At 64.4% G+C, this 21,628-nt stretch carries 20 protein-coding genes; 15 read left to right on the top strand and 5 right to left on the bottom strand.

Going from position 1 to position 21,628, the window contains the following annotated elements:
• Positions 1-38: 38 nt before the first annotated feature.
• Positions 39-1,232, bottom strand: coding sequence for a DUF2865 domain-containing protein (locus RX329_RS27055; RefSeq protein WP_085352744.1), 1,194 nt, complete (start codon positions 1,230-1,232; stop codon positions 39-41).
• Between the two features lie 131 nt (positions 1,233-1,363).
• A complete protein-coding gene (locus tag RX329_RS27050) occupies positions 1,364-1,669 on the bottom strand; it encodes a hypothetical protein (RefSeq protein ID WP_026233782.1) in 306 nt (101 codons plus the stop codon).
• A 291-nt stretch (positions 1,670-1,960) separates the two neighbouring features.
• On the opposite strand from RX329_RS27050, the gene cysS reads away from it, so the two are divergent.
• From cysS to RX329_RS27030, 4 genes are all read left to right on the top strand, one after another.
• Positions 1,961-3,343 (top strand): cysteine--tRNA ligase, encoded by a 1,383-nt coding sequence (cysS, locus tag RX329_RS27045; RefSeq protein ID WP_085352745.1) that lies wholly within the window; start codon positions 1,961-1,963, stop codon positions 3,341-3,343.
• Positions 3,344-3,458: 115 nt separating this feature from the next.
• Positions 3,459-3,968 (top strand): GNAT family N-acetyltransferase, encoded by a 510-nt coding sequence (locus RX329_RS27040; protein ID WP_085385796.1) that lies wholly within the window; start codon positions 3,459-3,461, stop codon positions 3,966-3,968.
• On the top strand, positions 3,965-5,563 hold the full coding sequence (cimA, locus tag RX329_RS27035; RefSeq protein ID WP_317244476.1) for a citramalate synthase: 1,599 nt from the start codon (positions 3,965-3,967) through the stop codon (positions 5,561-5,563). Before RX329_RS27040 ends, cimA begins: the two co-directional genes overlap by 4 nt.
• Positions 5,564-5,612: 49 nt before the next feature.
• Positions 5,613-5,990 carry a VOC family protein gene (locus RX329_RS27030; protein ID WP_018459348.1) on the top strand — a complete coding sequence of 126 codons (378 nt, stop codon included), beginning with the start codon at positions 5,613-5,615 and terminating at the stop codon, positions 5,988-5,990.
• Here RX329_RS27030 and RX329_RS27025 read toward each other — a convergent pair.
• Entirely contained in the window at positions 5,987-6,592 is a 606-nt protein-coding gene (locus tag RX329_RS27025) for a TIGR00730 family Rossman fold protein (RefSeq protein ID WP_018459347.1), read from the bottom strand. The genes RX329_RS27030 and RX329_RS27025 overlap by 4 nt on opposite strands.
• A 202-nt stretch (positions 6,593-6,794) precedes the next feature.
• On the opposite strand from RX329_RS27025, the gene RX329_RS27020 reads away from it, so the two are divergent.
• From RX329_RS27020 to RX329_RS27005, 4 genes are all read left to right on the top strand, one after another.
• Entirely contained in the window at positions 6,795-8,750 is a 1,956-nt protein-coding gene (locus RX329_RS27020) for an ABCB family ABC transporter ATP-binding protein/permease (RefSeq protein ID WP_018459346.1), read from the top strand.
• Positions 8,751-8,833: 83 nt separating this feature from the next.
• Positions 8,834-9,532, top strand: coding sequence for a phosphatidylserine decarboxylase (locus tag RX329_RS27015; RefSeq protein ID WP_018459345.1), 699 nt, complete (start codon positions 8,834-8,836; stop codon positions 9,530-9,532).
• Between the two features lie 87 nt (positions 9,533-9,619).
• Positions 9,620-10,501 carry a CDP-alcohol phosphatidyltransferase family protein gene (locus RX329_RS27010; protein ID WP_018459344.1) on the top strand — a complete coding sequence of 294 codons (882 nt, stop codon included), beginning with the start codon at positions 9,620-9,622 and terminating at the stop codon, positions 10,499-10,501.
• A 152-nt stretch (positions 10,502-10,653) separates the two neighbouring features.
• Positions 10,654-11,373 (top strand): RraA family protein, encoded by a 720-nt coding sequence (locus RX329_RS27005; RefSeq protein WP_018459343.1) that lies wholly within the window; start codon positions 10,654-10,656, stop codon positions 11,371-11,373.
• Between the two features lie 18 nt (positions 11,374-11,391).
• On the opposite strand, the gene RX329_RS27000 is transcribed toward RX329_RS27005, so the two are convergent.
• Positions 11,392-11,685 (bottom strand): hypothetical protein, encoded by a 294-nt coding sequence (locus RX329_RS27000; protein WP_085353034.1) that lies wholly within the window; start codon positions 11,683-11,685, stop codon positions 11,392-11,394.
• A gap of 327 nt (positions 11,686-12,012) precedes the next feature.
• Between RX329_RS27000 and RX329_RS26995 the strand changes: the two genes are divergently transcribed.
• The 7 genes from RX329_RS26995 (at position 12,013) to RX329_RS26965 (ending at position 20,675) form a co-directional block, all read left to right on the top strand.
• Positions 12,013-12,786, top strand: a complete 774-nt coding sequence (locus RX329_RS26995; RefSeq protein ID WP_018459340.1) for a motility protein A — start codon at positions 12,013-12,015, stop codon at positions 12,784-12,786.
• Between the two features lie 23 nt (positions 12,787-12,809).
• Positions 12,810-13,640: a flagellar motor protein MotB gene (locus RX329_RS26990; RefSeq protein ID WP_007592497.1), complete on the top strand. Its 831-nt coding sequence runs from the start codon at positions 12,810-12,812 to the stop codon at positions 13,638-13,640.
• Between the two features lie 271 nt (positions 13,641-13,911).
• Complete coding sequence (locus RX329_RS26985) at positions 13,912-15,810, top strand: potassium transporter Kup (protein WP_085385797.1); 1,899 nt, start codon at positions 13,912-13,914, stop codon at positions 15,808-15,810.
• A 141-nt stretch (positions 15,811-15,951) separates the two neighbouring features.
• Complete coding sequence (locus RX329_RS26980; protein ID WP_085352750.1) at positions 15,952-17,880, top strand: potassium transporter Kup; 1,929 nt, start codon at positions 15,952-15,954, stop codon at positions 17,878-17,880.
• Between the two features lie 170 nt (positions 17,881-18,050).
• Positions 18,051-18,377 carry a rhodanese-like domain-containing protein gene (locus tag RX329_RS26975; RefSeq protein WP_063996571.1) on the top strand — a complete coding sequence of 109 codons (327 nt, stop codon included), beginning with the start codon at positions 18,051-18,053 and terminating at the stop codon, positions 18,375-18,377.
• Positions 18,378-18,385: 8 nt separating this feature from the next.
• Positions 18,386-19,564, top strand: coding sequence for an aminotransferase (locus RX329_RS26970; protein ID WP_085352751.1), 1,179 nt, complete (start codon positions 18,386-18,388; stop codon positions 19,562-19,564).
• 4 nt (positions 19,565-19,568) lie between these two features.
• Complete coding sequence (locus RX329_RS26965; RefSeq protein WP_085352752.1) at positions 19,569-20,675, top strand: polyamine ABC transporter substrate-binding protein; 1,107 nt, start codon at positions 19,569-19,571, stop codon at positions 20,673-20,675.
• Positions 20,676-20,688: 13 nt separating this feature from the next.
• On the opposite strand, the gene RX329_RS26960 is transcribed toward RX329_RS26965, so the two are convergent.
• The gene (locus RX329_RS26960) at positions 20,689-21,621 is read right to left on the bottom strand and encodes a lipid A biosynthesis lauroyl acyltransferase (RefSeq protein ID WP_018459334.1); all 933 of its coding nucleotides are present in this window, start codon (positions 21,619-21,621) and stop codon (positions 20,689-20,691) included.
• Positions 21,622-21,628: the final 7 nt, after the last annotated feature.

Here is a 21,628-nt window from a genome sequence, read left to right as displayed (position 1 = left end):
GCGCCACCTTCTCCCGCAAGGGGAGAAGGGAAGGGCTATTACTTCTGTTGTTGCGGCAGGAAGCTCGGGCCGACCGAACGGATCGGCTTGTTCTCGGAAGGCGTCGCAGGGGTGCCGGTGTCCGCCGGCGGCGTTGCTGCCGGGGCGCCAGCAGTCGTCGGTGCCGGAGCCGCACCCTTCTTGCCATTGGCGGCAGGCGTGCCCTTGTTGAGCTGCCGCTGCTGCATTTTCTTGGCGCTCTCCTCGGTGACGATGATGTCACCTTGCTGTTCGGCCGACGCCTTGTCGTCGGCCGATTTGAGCGCGTCCGCCCAGGTCTGGCCCGCGGCCTTGCAGGAGCAGGACGGGTTGAACTCGCTGCGGAATTTGAACGCGGTCGGCAGCGCCGTGTAGGGCTGGCCGCTGGTGGAGACCGCGGAGTTCATGTCTTCACCGGGATTGCGATGGGTGTAGAGCACGGCCTCGGCGGCCGGGCACAGCGCCTTGCAGGTCTTCTCGTCGTCGGGGAAGCGCGCCGGCACGGTCGCAAACGAGACCGGGAAGTAGGCGCCGTCGCAGGTGCGCACGCACACGGTGCGATAGGTGCCTGATTGCGGGCCGAGATCGGAAGGCGGCACGCCTTGCGGATTGTTGGGGTTGTTGCCGCCGAACAGATTGCTCAGGAAATTGCCGCCGCCTTGCGACTGCGCCGCGTTGGCATATTGCGGGCCGCAATTGTTCTGCGCCAGCGCTGCCAGCACCGAGCGGCGCTGGTTGTCACGCTCGGGGCTAAAGCCGCCGGGGCCGCCGCCGCGCAGGCGTTCGAGATTGCCGGTGATCTGGTCCAGATTGGCGCGCATCTGCTGGATCTGGGTGTTGACCGGACCGCATTGCGCCGACTGGCCGCTGAACAGCGAGAAGAAGCCGGAGGAATCGCAACCCATGCGCTTGGCCTGCATGGTGACACGATCGAGCTCGGCCTGCTGCTTGGTCTGAGATTCCTGATAGCGGCGGATCTGGTCTTCGCGCGCGGGATCACCGCCGCCGCCACGATCGAGACCGGCGAGCTGACCTTCCAGGCGCGCGCACATCGGGTTGGGTCCGAGCCCGTTCTGGCCGGACTGAGGCGGCGGTCCCGGCGGGCCGGCCTGTGCGAACGCGTTATTGGCGAGCGCAACCGTGCTGAAGAGCACGGCAGAGGCAAGGATCGAGCGAGCACGGGAGAGAGACATAAATTCAGGCATATCCGCCATTCTAGCGAGGTCACGGCCAGGCGTGATGTGGGGAGGCCGGAGCGCGCCCTCCCATAGCCGCTTCCTGCGGCATCGTCACGTCGTTTCAGAGGCCAGCGATTGGGCCTAAGGTACGCCAGTTCCGAGCGAATTCAGCGCTGGCAGGTGATTGCGACATATTCGTCGCAATGGCCATGGGAGCAGTTTGCGCCGGATTTGGGGACAGAGCCGGTAATTTCGTCGGGATCGACCCGGCGATAGGCCGAAGCCTGGGCAAAATCGCGTGACTGGCAGTAGGTGCGGGCGACCTGCGCGCCGCATTTGTCGCTCTTGGCCAGGCACTGATCGACGCCGTAGCCGTCCGCCTGGTTCGGGATGATGAAGACGCGGGTCTCCGCGAGAGCGCTGGACGCCGCAAGGATGGAGGCGCAGGACATGAGCGCGAGCAATGATCGCATGAAAACACCGGGGCAAAAAATGTGAACTGCCAGTTCCAGAATGGGCTCAAATGGTTAAGGAGATGAACCATCTGCGCGCGGCGGCTGCGCATTGCGGAGATAAGACGGCGTTTTCGCGGCTCTCTTGACGCGGGGCCGCCTCATAGCCCATATGTTCCGTCATGAACGGTCTCCTCGTCATTTGCGCCATTTGCCGCGAGATTACGAGCTAGCGATTCGCTGGCTGGAGCCGTCTTTTCTCAAAACCATTGAGAGCACTGGACGCCCGGCCAACAGCCGACGGGTATCCTTATGGAATTGCGCCTTTACGATACGCTGAGCCGGGAAAAGCGCACCTTCGTGCCGCTCGATGCCAAGAACGTCCGCATGTATGTCTGCGGACCGACGGTCTATGACTTCGCCCATATCGGCAATGCCCGGCCGGTGATCGTGTTCGACGTGCTGTTTCGGCTGCTGCGCCATCTCTACGGTGAGGCGCACGTCAAATATGTCCGCAACATCACCGACGTGGACGACAAGATCAACGACCGCGCCGCGCGGGATTTCCCCGGCCTGCCGCTGAACGAGGCGATCCGGAAAGTCACCGAGCAAACCGGCAAACAGTTTCACGCTGACGTCGACGCGCTCGGCGCGCTGCGGCCGAGCGTCGAGCCGCGCGCCACCGAGCATATCGGCGAGATGCGCGAGATCATCGAACGGCTGGTTGCCGGCGGCTTTGCCTATGTTGCCGAGGATCACGTGCTGTTCTCGCCGCAGGCGATGAACGCGGCCGATGCCGGGCTGCCGCGCTATGGCGCGCTGTCCAATCGTTCGCTGGACGAGATGGTTGCCGGCGCCCGCGTCGATGTCGCGCCCTACAAGAAAGGCAACACCGACTTCGTGCTGTGGAAGCCGTCCAAGCCCGGCGAGCCGTCATGGCCGTCACCCGCCGGCGTCGCCGCGCAGGGGCGCCCGGGCTGGCATGTCGAGTGCTCGGCCATGGCCTGGAAGCATCTCGGCGAGCACTTCGACATCCATGGCGGCGGCATCGATCTCGTGTTTCCGCATCACGAGAACGAGGTCGCGCAGACCTGCTGCGCCTTCCACCGGGAGCGCATGGCGAACTACTGGATGCACAACGGCTTCCTGCAGGTCGAGAGCGAGAAGATGTCGAAATCGCTAGGCAACTTCGTCACGATTCACGAGCTGCTCGCGGACTGGCCGGGCGAAGTGCTGCGCCTGAATATGCTCAAGACGCATTACCGCTCGCCGATCGACTGGACGATGAAGTCGCTGGAGGAGAGCGCCAGGACGCTCGACGATTGGTATCGGGTTGCGGCTGACGTCGCATCCGGCAAGCCCGCCCCCTCACTGGTCGAGCCGCTGCTCGACGACCTCAACACGCCGCTGGCGATCGCGGCGCTGCATGGGCTGCGCGGCAGCGATGTTGGTGCCCTCGCGGGTTCGTTGCGTCTGCTCGGCTTTCTCTCCGAGAGTGCCGCGCAGTGGGAAGGACGCAAGCAGCAGGCGAGCGGCGTCGATGCCAAGGAAGTCGAGCGCCTGATCTCGGAGCGGACGGCCGCGCGTGCGCGCAAGGACTTTGCGGAGTCCGATCGTATCCGCGATCTGCTCGCCACGATGGGCGTTGCGATCAAGGATTCCAAGGAAGGGACGACGTGGGAGGTCGTACGATGAAGCGGCCCGACACGCCTTTTCCGCGGCACTGGTTCTATTACATCGCGCTGAAAATCCTGCTGCTCGGCGCTGCCGTGGCGCTGGCGCTGAAACTCTATGGGATGTGGTGAAGACGATGGCACAAGCACTCCCAAAGCCTGGCTTGCGGCCCTTCCTGCCGGAGGACGTGCCGGTTCTCGCCGCGATCTTCACCGCCAGCATCGAAGAGCTGACCGGCGAGGACTATAGCGAGGCCCAACAACAGGCCTGGATGGCGTCGGCGGAAGACGAAGAGTTCGGCAAGGGGCTCGCCTCCGACCTGACGCTGATCGCAACGCTGGAGGGGTCACCGGTGGGTTTTGCCTCGCTGCAGGGCAAGGATCATATCCGCATGCTCTATGTGCATCCGGCCGTGGCCGGGCAGGGCCTCGCGACCATGCTCGTCGATGCGCTGGAAAAGCTTGCGGGCGGCCGCGGCGCCGACAAGCTGACGGTCGATGCCAGCGACAACGCGCAGGGCTTTTTCGCCAAGCGCGGCTATGTCGCCATGCAGCGCAACAGCATCACTGTCAACGACGAATGGCTGGCCAACACCACCATGCAGAAGACGCTCGGCAGTGGACCCGCGTCGGGAGCGCTGCAATGAGCAAGGAGCGCCTCTATCTGTTCGACACCACGCTGCGCGACGGCGCGCAGACCAACGGCGTCGATTTCACGCTGACCGACAAGCAAATCATCGCCCAGATGCTCGATGAACTCGGCATCGACTATGTCGAGGGCGGCTATCCCGGCGCCAATCCGACCGACACCGAGTTCTTCGGCACCAAGCCGAAGTTTTCGCATGCGCGCTTCACCGCCTTCGGCATGACGCGGCGAGCGGGGCGCTCGGTTTCCAACGATCCCGGTGTGGCCGGGCTGCTGGAGGCCAAGGCCGACGTGATCTGCTTCGTGGCGAAGTCGTCGGCCTATCAGGTGCGCGTTGCCCTGGAGACGACGAAGGAGGAGAACCTCGCCTCGATCCGCGACAGCGTCGCAGCAGCCAAGGCCGCCGGCCGCGAGGTGATGCTCGACTGCGAGCATTTCTTCGACGGTTACAAGGAGGATTCCGGTTTCGCGCTCGCCTGCGCGAAAGCTGCTTATGAAGCCGGCGCGCGCTGGGTGGTGCTGTGCGACACCAACGGCGGCACCATGCCCAACGAGGTCGAAGCGATCGTCACCGAGGTGACGAAGCACATCCCCGGCGATCATCTCGGCATCCACGCCCATAACGACACCGAGCAGGCGGTGGCGAATTCGCTCGCCGCGGTGCGCGCCGGCGCGCGGCAGATCCAGGGCACGCTGAACGGCCTCGGCGAGCGCTGCGGCAATGCCAATCTCTGCTCGCTGATTCCGACCTTGAAGCTGAAGGCCGAGTTTGCTGACGCGTTCGAGATCGGCGTCACGGCGGAGAAGCTCGCGACCCTGGTCAAGGTGTCGCGCACGCTCGACGATATGCTCAACCGCGTTCCGAACCGGCATGCGGCCTATGTCGGCGAGAGCGCGTTCGTCACCAAGACCGGCATCCATGCCTCTGCCGTGCTGAAGGATCCGCAAACCTACGAGCATGTCTTGCCGGAGCTGGTCGGCAATCATCGCAAGGTGCTGGTGTCCGATCAGGCCGGCCGCTCCAATGTCATTGCCGAGCTCGACCGCGCCGGCATCGCCTATGAGAAGAGCGATCCGAAACTGTCGCGGCTGGTCGAGGAATTGAAGGAGCGCGAGGCGCAGGGCTACGCCTATGAATCCGCCAACGCCTCGTTCGAGCTGCTGGCGCGGCGCACGCTCGGCAAGGTGCCGCACTATTTCGAGGTCGAGCAGTTCGACGTCAATGTCGAGCAGCGTTACAATTCGCATGGCGAACGCGTCGCCGTGGCGCTGGCGGTGGTCAAGGTCGACGTCGCCGGCGAGCATCTGATCTCGGCGGCCGAAGGCAACGGTCCCGTCAACGCGCTCGACGTCGCGCTGCGCAAGGATCTCGGCAAGTACCAGAAATATATCGAAGGCCTGACGCTGATCGACTATCGCGTGCGTATCCTCAACGGCGGCACCGGCGCGGTCACGCGCGTCCTGATCGAGAGCGAGGACGAGAACGGCGACAGCTGGACCACGGTCGGGGTGTCCCCCAACATCATCGACGCCTCGTTCCAGGCGCTGATGGATTCGGTGATCTACAAGCTGGTGAAGTCGGGCGCGCCGGCGTAGGGCGGCGGTGCCACAAACGGGATGACGAGCAGGAGAGGGGGCGCGACCCATGATCGATCACATCTCTGTCGGCGTCAGCGATCTCCAGCGCTCGGCGACATTTTACGAGGCAACACTCGCCGCGCTCGGTCTCGCTCGCCTCGTCACGCGGCCGCGGACGATCGGCTTCGGCAAGGCCTATCCCGAATTCTGGATCAATCTGCGCGAGGGCATGCCGCACGTGCCGCCGGAGAGCGGCGTCCATATCTGCCTGCGGGCAAAGACGACCGTCGAGGTCGATGCATTTCACGCCGCAGCGCTGTCGGCCGGCGGCGCATCCGACGGCGCGCCGGGTATCCGCCCGCACGATCGCGTGCGTTATTACGCAGCCTTCGTTGTCGACCCCGATGGTAACCGGATCGAGGCGGTGACGTTTCCTGCGGACTAGAGCTTGCGCGCCATTTCCGGTGCGAGCTGCTTTTCCGCATCTTCGATCTGCGCTGCAGCCGATTTCAGCTTCGGCAAAATCTCTTCGATCCGATCGGCCTTGAGGATGTCGACCGAAAGGCCGGCGCGGATGAACTCGGTCTGGCGCATGTGCGACAGCAGCGAGAACAGCGGCTCCCAGAAATTATCGATGTTGGCCAGCAGCACCGGCTTGGCGTGACGTCCGAGCTGCTTCCAGGTCAATTGCTCGACCAACTCCTCCAGCGTGCCGACGCCGCCCGGCAGCGCCACGAAGGCGTCGGAGCGTTCGAACATCAGTCGCTTGCGCTCGTGCATGTCGGGGGTGACGATCATCTCCTGCACGCGCGTCAGCGCGTTTTCCCGCATCCGCAGGAAATCGGGGATGATGCCGGTGACAGTGCCGCCGTGATCGAGGACGGAGGTCGCCACCGAGCCCATCAGGCCGAGCGAGCCGCCGCCATAGACGAGGCGGATGTTGTTCTCGGCGAGCGCCTTGCCGAACGCCTTGGCGCCTTCGGTGAAACGGGGATTGGTTCCTGGGCCGGAGCCGCAATAGACACAGACGGTTTTGATCGTGCTCATTGGTGCCATGATGCATTGCAGCGAAGGGGCGTCAAGCCCAATCGGTGATTCGGGGCTTCCGGAAATCTACCGGTAAACCACGACGAACAATCCAAGATTCGCCATCTGGCGGGGTGCATGGGCATCGGTAAGGCTCTATATGACAAACGAAAATCCTTAATGGCAACGCAGCCCGCATTCGACGGGCTTTTCAGGCTTCTTGATGGACCAAGCTCAATCGCCCGCCGGCGCCAACGTTCCTGATCCCGCCGGGGGGCCGCTGGAGCGGGCCACGCTGATGGGCACGCTGGCGCATCTGTGGCCCTATATCTGGCCGGGCGACCGTTTCGACCTGAAGATGCGCGTGGTCTGGTCGATGGTGCTGCTGCTCGCCGCCAAGCTGATCACGCTGACGGTTCCTTTCAGCTTCAAATGGGCGACCGACGCGCTGACCGGCGCCAACAGTGCGCCAGTTCAGGCCGACAATTGGCACCTCTGGGTGATCGCCTCGCCGCTGCTGCTGACCGCCAGCTACGGCGTGATGCGCATCGTGATGGCGGTGCTGACGCAATGGCGCGACGGCATTTTCGCGCGCGTTGCCATGCACGCGGTGCGCAAGCTCGCCACCATCACTTTCATCCACATGCACGAGTTGTCACTGCGCTTCCACCTGGAGCGCAAGACCGGCGGCCTGACGCGCGTGCTCGAGCGCGGCCGCGAGGGCATCGAGGTCATCGTGCGCATGGTGATCCTGCAGCTGATCCCGACCATCGTCGAGGTCTCGCTGCTGATGGCCGTGCTGCTGTGGCAGTTCGATTGGCGCTACGTGCTTGCGACCCTCGTCACTGTCGCGGTCTACATGTACTACACCTACATCGCGACCGAGTGGCGGATCGGCATCCGCCGCAAGATGAACGATGCCGACACCGAGGCGAACACCAAGGCGATCGACTCGCTGCTCAACTACGAGACCGTCAAATATTTCAGCGCCGAGGCCCGTGAGTCACAGCGCTACGACCGGTCGGTCGCGCGTTACGAGGAGTCGAGCGTCCAGGCCTATACTTCGCTGGCCGTGCTCAACACCGGGCAGGCCGTGATCTTCACGCTGGGGCTGACCGCGACCATGCTGATGTGCGCGATCGGCGTGCGCAACGGCACCAACACGGTCGGCGATTTCGTGCTGGTCAACGCGATGATGATCCAGCTCTACCAGCCCTTGAACTTCATGGGCATGGTTTATCGCGAGATCAAGCAGGCGATCATCGACATCGAGAAGATGTTCAACGTGCTGGGGCGCGAGGCCGAGATCAAGGATGCGCCGGGCGCGAAGCCACTGGTGGTCTCCGCGGGCAATGTGCGTTTCGAGGATGTGCGCTTTGCCTATGAGCCGTCCCGTCCGATCCTCAAGGGCATCAGCTTCGAGGTGCCGGCCGGCAAGACGGTCGCGATCGTCGGCCCGTCAGGTGCGGGCAAGTCGACCATCTCGCGGCTTCTGTTTCGCCTCTACGACATCTCGGGCGGCAAGATCCTGATCGACGGCCAGGACATTCGCGAAGTCACGCAGGCGAGCTTGCGCGCGTCCATCGGCATGGTGCCGCAGGACACCGTGCTGTTCAACGACACCATCCGCTACAACATCCGCTACGGGCGTTGGGACGCCAGCGATGCCGAGGTCGAGCAGGCAGCGCAGCTGGCGCAGATCGATCATTTCATCCGCATGGCGCCGAAAGGCTACGAGACCCAGGTCGGCGAGCGCGGCCTGAAACTGTCCGGCGGCGAAAAACAACGGGTTGCGATCGCGCGCACCGTGTTGAAGGCGCCGCCGATCCTGGTGCTGGACGAGGCGACCTCCGCGCTTGACACCCACACTGAGCACGAAATCCAGGGTGCGCTCGAGCGCGTGGCGAAGAACCGCACTTCGCTGGTGATCGCCCATCGGCTCTCGACCATCGTCGGCGCCGACGAGATCATCGTGCTGGACCAGGGCCGCATCGCCGAGCGCGGCACCCACGCGAAACTGCTTGGGGAGGGGGGACTTTACGCCAGCATGTGGAACAGGCAGCGCGAGGCCGAGGCGGCGCGCGAGAAACTGGCGAGGATGGCCGATTCCGGCGAGGCGCCCAACCGGGAGCCACCGCCGGTCGCCGATGTCCTGACGGCGCCTGCGGCGGCGGAGTGACCTTGTCTCCGGTCCCAACTCTGGCCTAAACAACACCACCGCGCGGGACGACCTGCGCCATCAACCCTGAGCGGCAGATAGCGATGTCCATTCTCGATTCGATCCAGCGTCAGATCCCGCCGATCCACAAGGAGGGATATCCCTTCATCGGCGGCTTTGCGCTGGCAAGCCTCCTCCTGTTCTGGCTGTGGTCGCCGTTGGGGTGGATCGGCACCATCCTGACCGTATGGTGCGCGCTGTTCTTCCGCGACCCCGTGCGCGTGACCCCCGTGCGCGAGGGGCTCGTGGTGTCGCCCGCCGACGGCCGCGTCTCGATGATCACTATGGCGCTGCCGCCGGCCGAGCTCGGCCTCGGCGATCGGCCGCTGCCGCGCGTCTCGGTGTTCATGAGTGTGTTCAACTGCCATGTGAACCGCAGCCCGATCGCGGGCCGGGTGGACCGTATCGCCTACCGGCCCGGCCTGTTCATCAATGCCGAGCTGGACAAGGCGAGCGAGGACAATGAGCGCAACTCGCTGGTGATCACGACGCCGACGGCGCGGATCGGCGTGATCCAGATCGCGGGTCTGGTCGCCAAGCGCATCGTCTGCTTCGTCAAAGAGGGGCAGGCAATCGGCGCCGGTGAGCGCTTCGGTCTGATCCGATTCGGCTCGCGGCTCGACGTCTATCTGCCGCTGGGCACGAAGGCGCTGGTCTCGGAAGGCCAGACCGCGATCGCCGGCGAGACGATTCTGGCGGATCTTGCCGGAGACGACCCGAGCCGCGCCTACCGTGCCAATTAACCAATAAGTCGGTCCTGAGGGGCCTTCCGCCGCAATGGCGGAGGGGAACGCGGCTTGCTATATCTCGCCCCAAGGTGAGGACGAGCCATGACGCCTTATGACTTCAAAGATCCTGATGTGCGCCGCCGGCGGTTCCGCCCGATCCCGGTGCGCATGCTGGTGCCCAACGTCATCACGCTGCTGGCGATCTGCGCCGGCCTGACCTCGATCCGGCTCTCGATCGAGGGGCGGATGTCGCTCGCGGTCTACGCCATCGTGTTCGCGGCGGCACTCGACGGCATCGACGGCCGCATCGCGCGCATGATCAAGGGGCAGTCCAAGTTCGGCGCCGAGCTCGACAGCCTCGCCGACTTCGTCAATTTCGGCGTGGCGCCCGGCCTGATGCTGTATTTCTGGCAGCTGCACGAGCTCGGCAATGCCGGCTGGATCGCCGCCATGGTGTTTGCGATCTCCGGTGGCCTCCGCCTGGCGCGCTTTAATGCCACCATGGACGATCCCAACAAGCCGGCCTTTGCCGCCAACTTCTTCACCGGCGTGCCGGCGCCGGCCGGCGCGATCACGGTGCTTCTGCCGATCTATGTCGCGTTCCTCGATCTCGGCCGGCTGCCTGCGGCGGTGACGGCTGCGTATACGCTGCTGATCGCCTTCCTGATGGTGTCGCGCCTGCCGGTGTTCTCCGGCAAGACCAAGCGCATGCGCGTGCCGCCCGAGCTGGTGCTGCCGGCGTTCGTCGCGGTGGTCGTGTTCATCGCGATCCTGATCGCCTATCCCTGGCACGTGCTGTCCATCGGAACGGTGCTGTATCTGCTCGCTTTGCCGCTCGGCTACAAATCCTATCGCGACCAGGCGCGCGCGATGGAAGCCACCGCGCCGGCTGGAGGCGAGGTCTCCTCGCCGCCTTCGGCGCCGACGCTGGCAAACCTGTCGGAGCCGCCGCGCGAAGACGACCGGCCCGACCGGCTGCACTGAACGGCAAGCGCCAAGCAGCCAAGGCACTGAACAGCGAGACTTGGATATCTGCCATGAGGCGCCCTGAGTTGGGTTGAGGCCCGATCTCGGCTATATCGCCCGGTGCAGGCGGCACCGCACCAACAGCGGCCGCCAATCTGGGAGAGAACGCTGTGACGAATACTGCGACCGGGCCGCTGCCCGCTTCCGTCCTCGAAGCGCTGGGCCGCTATGACACGCCGACGATCTGCAATGCCATGGAGATCGTGGCGCCCGAGCGCCGGCTGATCGGCTACACCACCAAACCACTGGTCTGCCCATTTCCCGATCTGCCCCCGATCGTCGGCTATGCCCGCACGGTCGCGATCCGCTCGGTGCTGAAAAATTCACTACCGCCGGAAGAGCAGTCCAAGCGCCGCATCGCATATTACGAATATGTCGGTACCGGCCACGGTCCGCGCATCTCGGTGATCCAGGACATCGACGGTCCCGACGTCGGCTACGGTGCGTTTTGGGGCGAGGTGCAGAGCAACGTGCACAAGGCGCTCGGCTGCCTCGGCGTCATCACCGACGGTTCGATCCGCGACATTCCGCAATGGGCGCCGGGCTTCCAGGCGCTGGCCGGCTCGATCGGCCCGTCGCATGCGTGGGTGCATGCCGAGAGCTTTGGCGGCGAAGTGCGCGTCGCCGGCATGACCGTGAAGTCGGACGATCTGATCCATGCCGACCAGCACGGCGCCGTCGTAATTCCGCACGATATTGCCGCAAAGCTGCCCGAGGCCGCCGAACTCTGTGGCCGCCGCGAGACGCCGATCCTCGAGATCGCCCGCAGCCCCGACTTCTCGTTGGAGAAGTTGAAGGCTGCGCTGAAGCGCTCGGCGGAGATTCACTAACGGCGGGACCGCGATGATCTACGGTTGCGACGCCGCTCGCAGGCTGCCCTGTTCCGTCAGGAACAAGGCGGCCTGATCCGGCTCGCCGAGCACCGCGGCAGCGCATCCGATCAAGGTGAAGCCGCCGGCAAAATCCCACAGGGTGATATCTTCCGCATTGTCCGGCATGTGGATCAGGTGCGCTGCGATCCCGGCGAGGGCCGCCTCGGCAAAGAGCAGCACGCTGAACGCCGGCAGGACGAGCCCGGGTTCGAGCATGTGGAGCGCCAGCACTGCGGGAAGCGCGGTGAGAAGACTGAACAGCGTCACCATTGCGATGCCTTCCGCCATGAGGTGCCGGCCGGGTCCAGAATACCAATTGATCGGTCGCCCCCGATGTGGCGCAGGGCCGCAGCCGAAGGGATCGCGTGCACGGGTGACGGGTGCGCGCGACACCGTATGGTTAGCAAAATGTTGAGATCCGTGTCGGCAGTCGGCAAAAGCCGGCGCCTTTCAGCGCGCTGCGGCCGCCAGGCGCGCCGGCTCAACTTAACCTTTACGCGTCTTTAATCGCGGCTCACTAGGGTTTCCGATGCGGTTCGGGGTTGGGCCGCGCCATCGGCCAGGACGGCCGTTGTTGCGTTCGCGTTGGAGTCTCCCATGGATATCATGACGAGCATCGGGCTCGTGGCGGGCATTGTCGTCATCGCGACGATGATGCTGCTGGGCGGCGATCTCCACATGTTCGTTTCCGAGCATGCGATGATCATCATCTTCGGCGGCTCGACGGCCGCGACCATGATCCGCTTTCCGCTCTCGACGCTGATCCACGGCCTACCGCTCGGCGCCAAGTTTGCCTTCACTATGAGCCGTCTGTCGGCGCACGATCTGGTCGACGAACTCGCCCGCATCGCCGAGATCGCCCGCAAGCAAGGGCCGGTGGGTTTGGAAAAGGTCGAGACCGACGAGCCGTTCCTCGCCAAGGGCATCCGCTACGTCGCCGACGGCTACGACCTGGACTTCATTCGCGACAATCTCGAGCGCGACCGCGATAATTTTTTGATGCATCTGGATGAAGGCAGCAAGATCTACCGCGCCATCGGCGACTGCGCCCCGGCCTTCGGCATGGTCGGCACGCTGATCGGCATGGTGCAGATGTTCGCCAACATGACCGACCCGTCAAAGCTCGGCCCGTTCATGGCGACCGCGCTGCTCGCGACTCTCTACGGCGCGCTGGTCGCCAACCTGTTTTGTACCCCGATCGCCGACAAGCTGCATGGAAAGCTCCTGGACGAAGAGACCAACCGCACGCTGATCATCGACGGCATCCTGATGATCCGCGACTCCAAGAGCCCCACGTTGGTCCGCGAAATGCTGCTGGCCTATCTGCCCGAGAAGCACCGCCACGCTGAAGGCGAGCCGGTGCCGGCCTGAGGCCGCGCGCCGGGATTTGAGATATGGCCAAGAAGAAGCGCGGCGATTCACACGGAGGCGGTCACGGCTGGTTCGTGACCTTCGCCGATCTGATGGGCCTGATGATGAGCTTCTTCGTGATGCTCGTCGCGTTCTCGACCCAGGATGCCAACAAGCTGAAGGTCGTCGCAGGCTCCATGCGCGACGCCTTCGGTGTCCAGACCGAAGCGCGCTATTCCGGCATCGTCGAGTCCGACGGGCTGCCGACCCGCCCTCGGCTGAAGAACGTCGATCACATTCAGCCCGAGGACTCTTCCAACACGCCGACGCCGGACCAGGAGGATCGTGACCGCACGTCGGGCGCGAAGATCAAGGTCGACCGCAATTTTGCGCTGGCGGCGGCCTCGCTGCGCCAAGCGTTGCAGGACATGCCGGAATTGACCGAGATGTCGAAGCACATCATGTTCGAGGAGACCAAGCAGGGCCTCAACCTCGAGATCGTGGACCAGGACGGTCGCTCGATGTTCGCCGACGGCTCCAAAGTCCCCTATGACCGCACCCGCCGCCTGATCGAGAAGCTCGCTGTCCCGCTCAAGGCGACGCCGCTGCGCGTCTCCATCGCCGGCCACACCGCGGCTGGATTCGTGCCGACCCGCAGCGACTACGGCGCCTTCGATCTGTCGGCCGACCGCGCCAATGCCGTGCGTCAGATCCTCGAACGCGAGGGCCTGCCGGCCGCCCATGTCTTCGCCGTCGCCGGCAAGGCGGATACCCAGCCGCTGTTTCCGGACGATCCCTCGCTCGCGGCCAACCGGCGGGTGACCATCACCCTGATGCGCGAAGATCCGCCGCTGCCGCCGAATCTGAAGCCGTAGGGCGCATTCGAGCGAAGTGGACCCTGTTTCGCGCGAAGAAGCGCGACAAAACAAGGATGTAGAGCCAATTCCCGTTCAATCGGGGACTGAAGGCTCAGGGCTCTTGTGCCACCATCTTACCTGAGGCATGTCGTCGCGTGGGCAACGACCGTTGCTGCGCCGTCACAGCATCTGGCCCGGTGCCTGCTATGATGATGTGCCGATTGACAGGGGCGCCGGAACCGTCAAAAGGCGCCGGATCAATTCTCGGGCAGAAGCGTTCCAGTTTCATATGACGGCGAGCATCACATCGACCGAAGCTCCGGACGGGCCGGTCACCTCGGGTTTCTGGGGCCTGACGCTCGGGAGCATCGGCGTCGTCTTCGGCGACATCGGCACGTCGCCGCTCTACGCATTCCACGAGGCCGTCAGGGGCGCGGCCCATGGCCAGCCGGTCTCGCGGGTCATGGTGCTCGGCGTGCTCTCGCTGATCCTTTGGGCGCTGCTGATCGTCGTCACCGCCAAATACGTGCTGCTGCTGCTGCGCGCCGACAACAACGGGGAGGGCGGCACGCTTTCCCTCATGGCGCTCGGCCAGCGCGCGCTCGGGCGGCGGAGCTGGTTCCTGATGGCGCTCGGCGTCGTCGGCGCCTCCATGTTCATCGGCGATTCCATGATCACGCCAGCGATCTCGGTGTTGTCGGCGGTCGAGGGTCTGAAGCTCGCAACGCCCGCCTTCGAGCACTATGTCGTTCCCCTGACCGTTCTCATCCTGACGCTGCTGTTCGCGGTCCAGAGCAAGGGGACGGCACTGGTCGCCTCAGCCTTCGGGCCGGTGATGGTCGTCTGGTTCACCGTTCTTGCCGTGCTGGGTGCCGTTCACATCGCCGACGATCCGTCGGTGCTGGCAGCGATCAATCCCTATTACGCCCTGCAATTCCTGCTGTCGCACGGCACGATCGGCCTGGTGACACTGGGCGCGGTGTTCCTCGCGGTGACCGGCGGCGAGGCGCTCTACGCAGACCTCGGCCATTTCGGCCGCAAGCCGATCCAGTCGGCCTGGATGTTCTTCGTGCTGCCTGCGCTCCTGATCAACTATTTCGGGCAGGGCGCACTGGTGCTGTCGGATCCCAGCGCGATCGAACACTCCTTCTATCGCATGGTGCCCGAGCATTTCGTGCTGCCGCTGGTCGGACTTGCGACCGCGGCGACCGTGATCGCGAGCCAGGCGGTAATCACGGGGGCCTATTCCCTGGTCTATCAGGCAGTGCAGCTCGGCCTCCTGCCGCGCTTCGAGGTGCGCTTCACCTCGGAAACTCATGCCGGCCAGATCTATCTGCCGCGTGTAAACCGGCTGCTGCTGATCGGTGTGATGCTGCTGGTGCTGTTGTTCCACACCCCCAGCAATCTGGCTTCGGCCTACGGTATTGCGGTCTCCACCACCATGGTTGCTGACGGCATCATGGGCTTCATCGTGATCTGGAAATTGTGGAACTGGCGCGCGGCGACGGCCGCAGCGGTGATCCTGCCCTTCGTCGTGGTCGACATCAGCTTCTTCAGCGCGAATCTTCTGAAGCTGCTCGAAGGCGCCTGGGTGCCGCTGCTGTTCGGCGTGATCATGGCCGGGACAATCTGGACCTGGCGGCGAGGGTCCGGGATCCTGATCCAGAAAACGCGCCGCATCGAGGTGCCGCTGGACGATCTGATCCGGAGCCTGGAAAAGCGGCCGCCGCACATCGTCAAGGGCACCGCGGTGTTCCTGACCAGCGATCCCTCCTTCGTGCCGACCGCGCTGCTGCACAATCTCAAGCACAACAAGGTGCTACACGAGCACAACGTGGTCCTGACCATCGAGACCGCGCATACGCCGCGGGTCGATCTGTCGGAGCGGTTCCGGATGGAGAGGATCAGCGACAAGTTCTTCAAGGTCCGCCTGCGCTTCGGCTACATGGAGCAGCCGAACGTGCCCAAGGCACTCGCGATCGCGCGCAAGCAGGGCTGGCAATTCGACATCATGTCGACCTCATTCTTCGTGTCGCGGCGCTCGCTGAAGGCGTCGGCGCAGTCCGGCATGCCGCTTTGGCAGGACCATTTGTTCATCGCGCTGAGCCGGTCCGCCAACGACGCCACCGACTATTTCCAGATTCCCACCGGACGCGTGGTTGAAGTCGGAACCCAGGTCACCATCTAAACGGCGGCCGGCCAAGCCATGCAAATGTGCATGGCTAAGGTCCAAAATCTGGCTAGGCTATGCCGGCAGCGCAGGCCTATAAGCCCCGCGCCCTTCTGCCGTTGTGCAGTGAAGCATTTTTAGAGGCCACCAGGCTCTCCCATGACAAGTGATATCGCGATTCCCGCCCCGGAAACGGCGGCGGCCAATGGGCATGGCGACGCCCACACCACCGCCGGCTTCGGTGCGCTGACACTCGGCAGCATCGGCGTCGTCTACGGTGATATCGGCACCAGCCCGCTCTACGCGTTCCGCGAGGCGGTGATGGCGGCTTCTGGCGCGGAGGGGGTGCCGACGCCGGCGGCCGTGCTGGGCGTGCTGTCCCTGATCCTGTGGGCGCTCATCGTCGTGGTGACGCTCAAATATGTCGTGATCCTGCTCCGTGCCGACAACAACGGCGAGGGCGGCACGTTGGCGCTGATGGCGCTGGCCCAGCGCGCAGTCGGCACCCGCGGAACAACCATCGTCCTGCTCGGCATCATTTCCGGAGCCCTGTTCTACGGCGACGCCGTGATCACGCCGGCGCTCTCGGTGCTGTCGGCGCTCGAAGGCATGAAGGACGTCACCCTGCACTTCGAGCCCTACATCGTGCCGCTGACCGTGATCATCCTGGTCGGTCTGTTTGCCGTGCAGTCCCGTGGCACCGCTCGCGTCGCCGCCTTCTTCGGCCCGATCATGTGCGTCTGGTTCGCGGTGATCGCGATCGCGGCGATCCACCCGATCATCCAGCAACCGCAGGTGCTGTTCGCGCTGAACCCGCTCTACGCCGTGTCCTTCATGATCCACCACGGCATCATCGGCTTCGTGACGCTCGGCGCGGTGTTCCTGGCGGTCACCGGTGCCGAGGCGCTCTATGCCGACCTCGGCCATTTCGGCAAGCGGCCGATCCAGACCGCCTGGCTGTTCATCGTGGTGCCGTCGCTGGCATTGAACTATCTGGGGCAGGGCGCCCTCGTGCTCGGCGACCCCGGCGCGATCGTGAGCCCGTTCTTCCAGCTCTTTCCGCAAGGTTTTTTCCGCGGCTGCATGGTGGTGCTGGCCACCGCCGCAACGGTTATCGCGAGCCAGGCGGTCATCACCGGTGCCTATTCGCTGACGCGTCAGGCGATCCAGCTCGGTCTGTTGCCGCGGTTTGAAATTCGCCATACGTCCGAAGCCCATTCCGGCCAGATCTTCATCCCGCGCATCAACCAGCTCCTGCTCGTCGCAGTGGTCCTGCTGGTGCTCTTATTCCGCTCCTCCAGCGCGCTGGCCTCGGCCTACGGCATCTCCGTCACCGGGACCATGGTGGTTACGGCGATGATGGGCTTCGTGGTGATCTGGAAGGTATGGCGGTGGTCGCCGTTCACGGCTGCCGCCCTGATCGCGCCGTTCTTGTTTCTCGACCTCACCTTCCTGGCCGCCAATCTGCTCAAGGTGTTCGAGGGCGGCTGGGTGCCGCTGGCGCTCGGCGCGCTCATGATCATCCTGATGTACACGTGGCGGCGCGGCAGCCGGCTGCTGTTCGAGAAGTCGCGCAAGCTCGAATTCCCGCTCGCCGACCTGGTGGCCATGCTGGAGAAGCGGCCGCCGCAGCGCGTGCCCGGCACCGCCGTGTTCCTGACCAGCGACCCCCTGAGCGCGCCGACCGCGCTGATGCATAGTCTGAAGCACTACAAGGTGCTGCACGAGAAGAACGTCATTCTCACCATCGAGACCGCGCAGACCCCGCGCATCGATCCGGCCGAGCGGGTGAAGCTGGAACAGATCTCGCCGACCTTCTCCAAGGTGACGCTGAAGTTCGGCTTCATGGAATCGCCCAACGTGCCGAAGGCGCTGGCGATCGCCCGCAAGCTCGGCTGGCAGTTCGACATCATGTCGACCTCGTTCTTCCTGTCGCGGAGGGCGCTCAAGCCGGCCGCCCATTCCGGCATGCCGCGCTGGCAGGACCGGCTGTTCATCTCGCTCAGCCGTTCCGCCAACGACGCCACCGACTATTTCCAGATCCCCTCCGGCCGCGTCGTCGAGGTCGGCACCCAGGTGACCATCTAAGTGACGATCTGATCCTCCGTTGGAAGGTCGCGCTTCAAGTCGCTGCGATTTAGCTTTAACTTGCGCAAGGCAGCTCAAGCCTTTGTAGCGCTTGATTTTCGCGGGCCAAGAGGCGAGGTTGCCGGCCGCCGGGATCGCCCCGGCAGCGGCCCGCGACGTTGGAGGATGATGTGGCAAATCAAGTACAGGATCTGACCCCGGACGAGGTCTCCAAGGGTGTTGCGGAAGGGCGCTATCTCCTCGTCGACGTGCGCGAGCCGAACGAGGTCGAGGCCGAGGCTTATCCCTACGGCGTGGTCGTGCCGCTCTCGACCTTCGATCCCAAAGCGATCCCCGATCCGGAGGGTAAGGAGGTCGTGTTCGCCTGCCGCTCGGGCAAGCGTTCGGTGACGGCCTCACTGGCGGCGCAGGCCGCGGGCCTGCCTTACGACAAACATCTGGCCGGCGGCATGCTGGGCTGGAAGGCGGCGGGTCTTCCCAGCAAGGTCGGCGGCTGACCCCGCCGATGTTCAAGAGCTCGTCCCTCAACAAGGTCTTCGCAGACCTTCCCGTCACCATCTTCGAGGCGATGTCGCAGGCTGCGCGCGACAATGCCGCCATCAATCTTGGGCAGGGCTTTCCCGACGATCCCGGGCCCGAGGACATCCGCCGCGCCGCGGCCGAGGCCTCGCTGAACGGCTACAACCAGTACCCGTCGATGATGGGCCTGCCGGAACTCCGCCAGGCGATCGCGACCCATTACGGCCACTGGCACGGCCTCGAGCTCGATCCGATGAGCGAGGTGATGGTGACCTCCGGCGGCACCGAGGCCCTGACCTCGGCCATCCTCGCCGTGGTCCAGCCCGGTGACGAGGTGGTGTGCTTCCAGCCGGTGTACGATTCCTATCTGCCGATTATCCGCCAGGCCGGCGGCATTCCGCGCCTGGTCCGGCTCGAGCCGCCGCATTGGCGGCTGAATGAGGACATGCTGAAAAGTGTCTTCAATTCAAAGACCAAGGCGGTGCTTTTCAACAACCCCCTGAATCCGTCCGCGGTGGTGTTTCCGCGGGAGGACCTCGAGCTGCTGGCGCGCTACTGCCAGGAGTTCGACGTCATCGCGATCTGCGACGAGGTCTGGGAGCACGTCACTTTCGACGAGCACAAGCACATCCCGCTGATCACCATCCCCGGCATGCGCGACCGCACCATCAAGGTCGGCTCGGCCGGCAAGATCTTCTCGTTGACAGGCTGGAAGATCGGCTTCGTGTGCGCCGCGCCGCCGTTGCTGCGCGTTGCCGCCAAGGTGCACCAGTTCCTGACCTTCACCACCGCGCCGAACCTCCAGGCCGCCGTCGCCTACGGCCTCGGCAAGCCCGACGAGTATTTCCTGTCGATGCGCAAGGACCTGACGCGGAGCAGGGACCGCCTCGCCAAGGGCCTGGAGAGCCTCGGCTTCCCCGTGCTGAAGTCGCAGGGCACCTACTTCCTCACCGTCGACCTGTCCCCGCTCGGGCTGAACGAGAGCGACACCGAGTTCTGCTGGCGGATCGTGAAGGACTACAAGGTCGCGGCTATCCCGGTCTCGGCCTTCTACGAGCAGGACCCTGTGACCTCGGTGGTGCGCTTCTGCTTTGCCAAGAAGGACGAGACGCTCGACACCGCACTGGAGCGACTGTCGGACGCGGTGCGCGGGCGCAAGAGGTAGGGAGATGACCAACGTCAGCCGCTGTGGTTTTGGCCTTGCGATCGCCGCCGCGCTGACGTTGCTCTCCGCTCCTGCCGGGGCCGAGGAGCGGGTCGTCAACTTCTACAATTGGTCGAACTACGTGGCGCCCGACGTCCTCCAGGCCTTCACCAGGGAGACGGGCATCAAGGTGGTCTACGACACGTTTGACGCCAACGAGACGCTGGAGACGCGCCTGATGGCCGGCAAATCCGGCTATGACGTCGTGGTGCCCACCGCCTATTTCCTCCAGCGCCAGATCAAGGCCAACATCTTCCAGAAGCTCGACAAGTCGAAGCTGCCGAACCTGGCCAATGACTGGCCGGTGGTGACCGAACGTCTCGCGATCTACGACCCCGGCAACGTCTACGCCGTCAATTACATGTGGGGCACGACCGGCATCGGCTACAACGTCGCCAAGTTGAAGCAGATTCTCGGAGCGGATGCCAAGATTGACAGCTGGGACATCGTGTTCAAGCCGGAGAACCTCGCGAAATTCAAAGACTGCGGCGTCCACATGCTGGATTCCGCCGACGACATCTTTCCGGCGGCGTTGAACTATCTCGGGCTTGATCCGAACTCGACCAAGCAGGCCGACCTCGAAAAGGCCGCCGATGTCGTCACCAAGGTGCGGCCCTCCGTGCGCAAGTTTCATTCGTCCGAATATCTTAGCGCGCTCGCCACCGGCGAGATCTGCTTCGTGGTCGGCTGGTCCGGCGACATCATGCAGGCCCGCGCCCGCGCTGCCGAAGCCAAAAGCGGCATCGAGATCGGCTACGCCATCCCGAAGGAGGGCGCGCAGATGTTCTTCGATAATCTCGCGATCCCCGCGGATGCCAGGAACGTCAGCGAAGCCTACGAGCTGATCAACTATCTCTACCGTCCGGACGTGGCCGCCAGGAATACGGACTTCCTGTCCTACGCCAATGGCAACCTCGCCAGCCAGAAACTGGTCGATCCGAAAATCTTGAGCGACAAGAACATCTATCCGGACGAGGCGACGCTCGCAAAGCTGTTCGTCATCACGGCGCGTGAGCCCGCGACCCAGCGGGTCATCAATAGGCTTTGGACCAGGGTGAAGACGGGGCGGTAAGCACTACTGTCCGCTACCGCCACCTTCGGTGCAGCCACAGCCACTGCTCCGGATGCTCGCGGACCCAGCCTTCCACCACGCTCGTGATCGCCTGCGTGGTGCCCTGGATGTCGATCTTGCCGTCGGCGTCGCGCACCGGGTGGACCTCTTCGGTGATCTCGGCGGTGAAGCGGCCGCCGGGCAGGCGGATGACGCGGACGCCGTGGATCGGGCATTCGACCTGTCGTAACAGGCGCGCCAGCATCGGATTGGCGCGGGTCTTGCGGCCGAAGAAGGTGACCTCGACTCCGCCGGTCAGATACTGGTCGATCAGCATCGCGACGTGCTTGCCGTCCTTGAGCGCCTGGGCAAGCCGCAGCGGCGCGTCGCGCCCCGCCGGGATCAGCGTGCCCATGTTGACCTGTCGCATCTCCTGGATGATGCGGTCGGCGGAGGCGATATTCGGGCGGCGGTAGAGGATCGCTGCATCGAGCCCGTGTGCGACCGCGGCGAGCGCCGGTAATTCCCAATTGGCCAAATGCGCGGCGAAGATCAACGCCGGCTTGCCGTCGTCGCGGATTTGATCGAACAGCTCGATGCTGCGGCTGGGCAGTTCGATCCGACTGTTTTCTGGATGATCGCGGTCGTAATCCCAGACCTGGTCCATATGGGCGAATTCGGCGCCGACGCGACCGAGATTGTCCCAGACGCCCATCAGGATGGCTTCGATTTCCTCGGGCGACTTGTCCGGAAACGCCGCGGTGAGATTGGCGCGGCCGATGCGGTGCTCGCGCAGGCGCGGGCCGATCAGTTTGGTGACGCGTGCGAAAAAGTCCGAGGTCTTGGCTGGATCGAAATAACGCGTGGTGCGCAACATGCCGACGGTGGCAGCGCCGATCAGCCCTCCACCGATCGACTTTGCCGTCTGCCGCGCGCGGGCCTTCGTCCTCGCCGGAAGCAGCGCCATGCGTCCG

Source organism: Bradyrhizobium sp. BWC-3-1 (assembly GCF_032917965.1).
In the GTDB taxonomy this organism is placed as follows: domain Bacteria; phylum Pseudomonadota; class Alphaproteobacteria; order Rhizobiales; family Xanthobacteraceae; genus Bradyrhizobium; species Bradyrhizobium canariense_D.
This window is presented reverse-complemented; position numbering and strand designations above follow the sequence as displayed.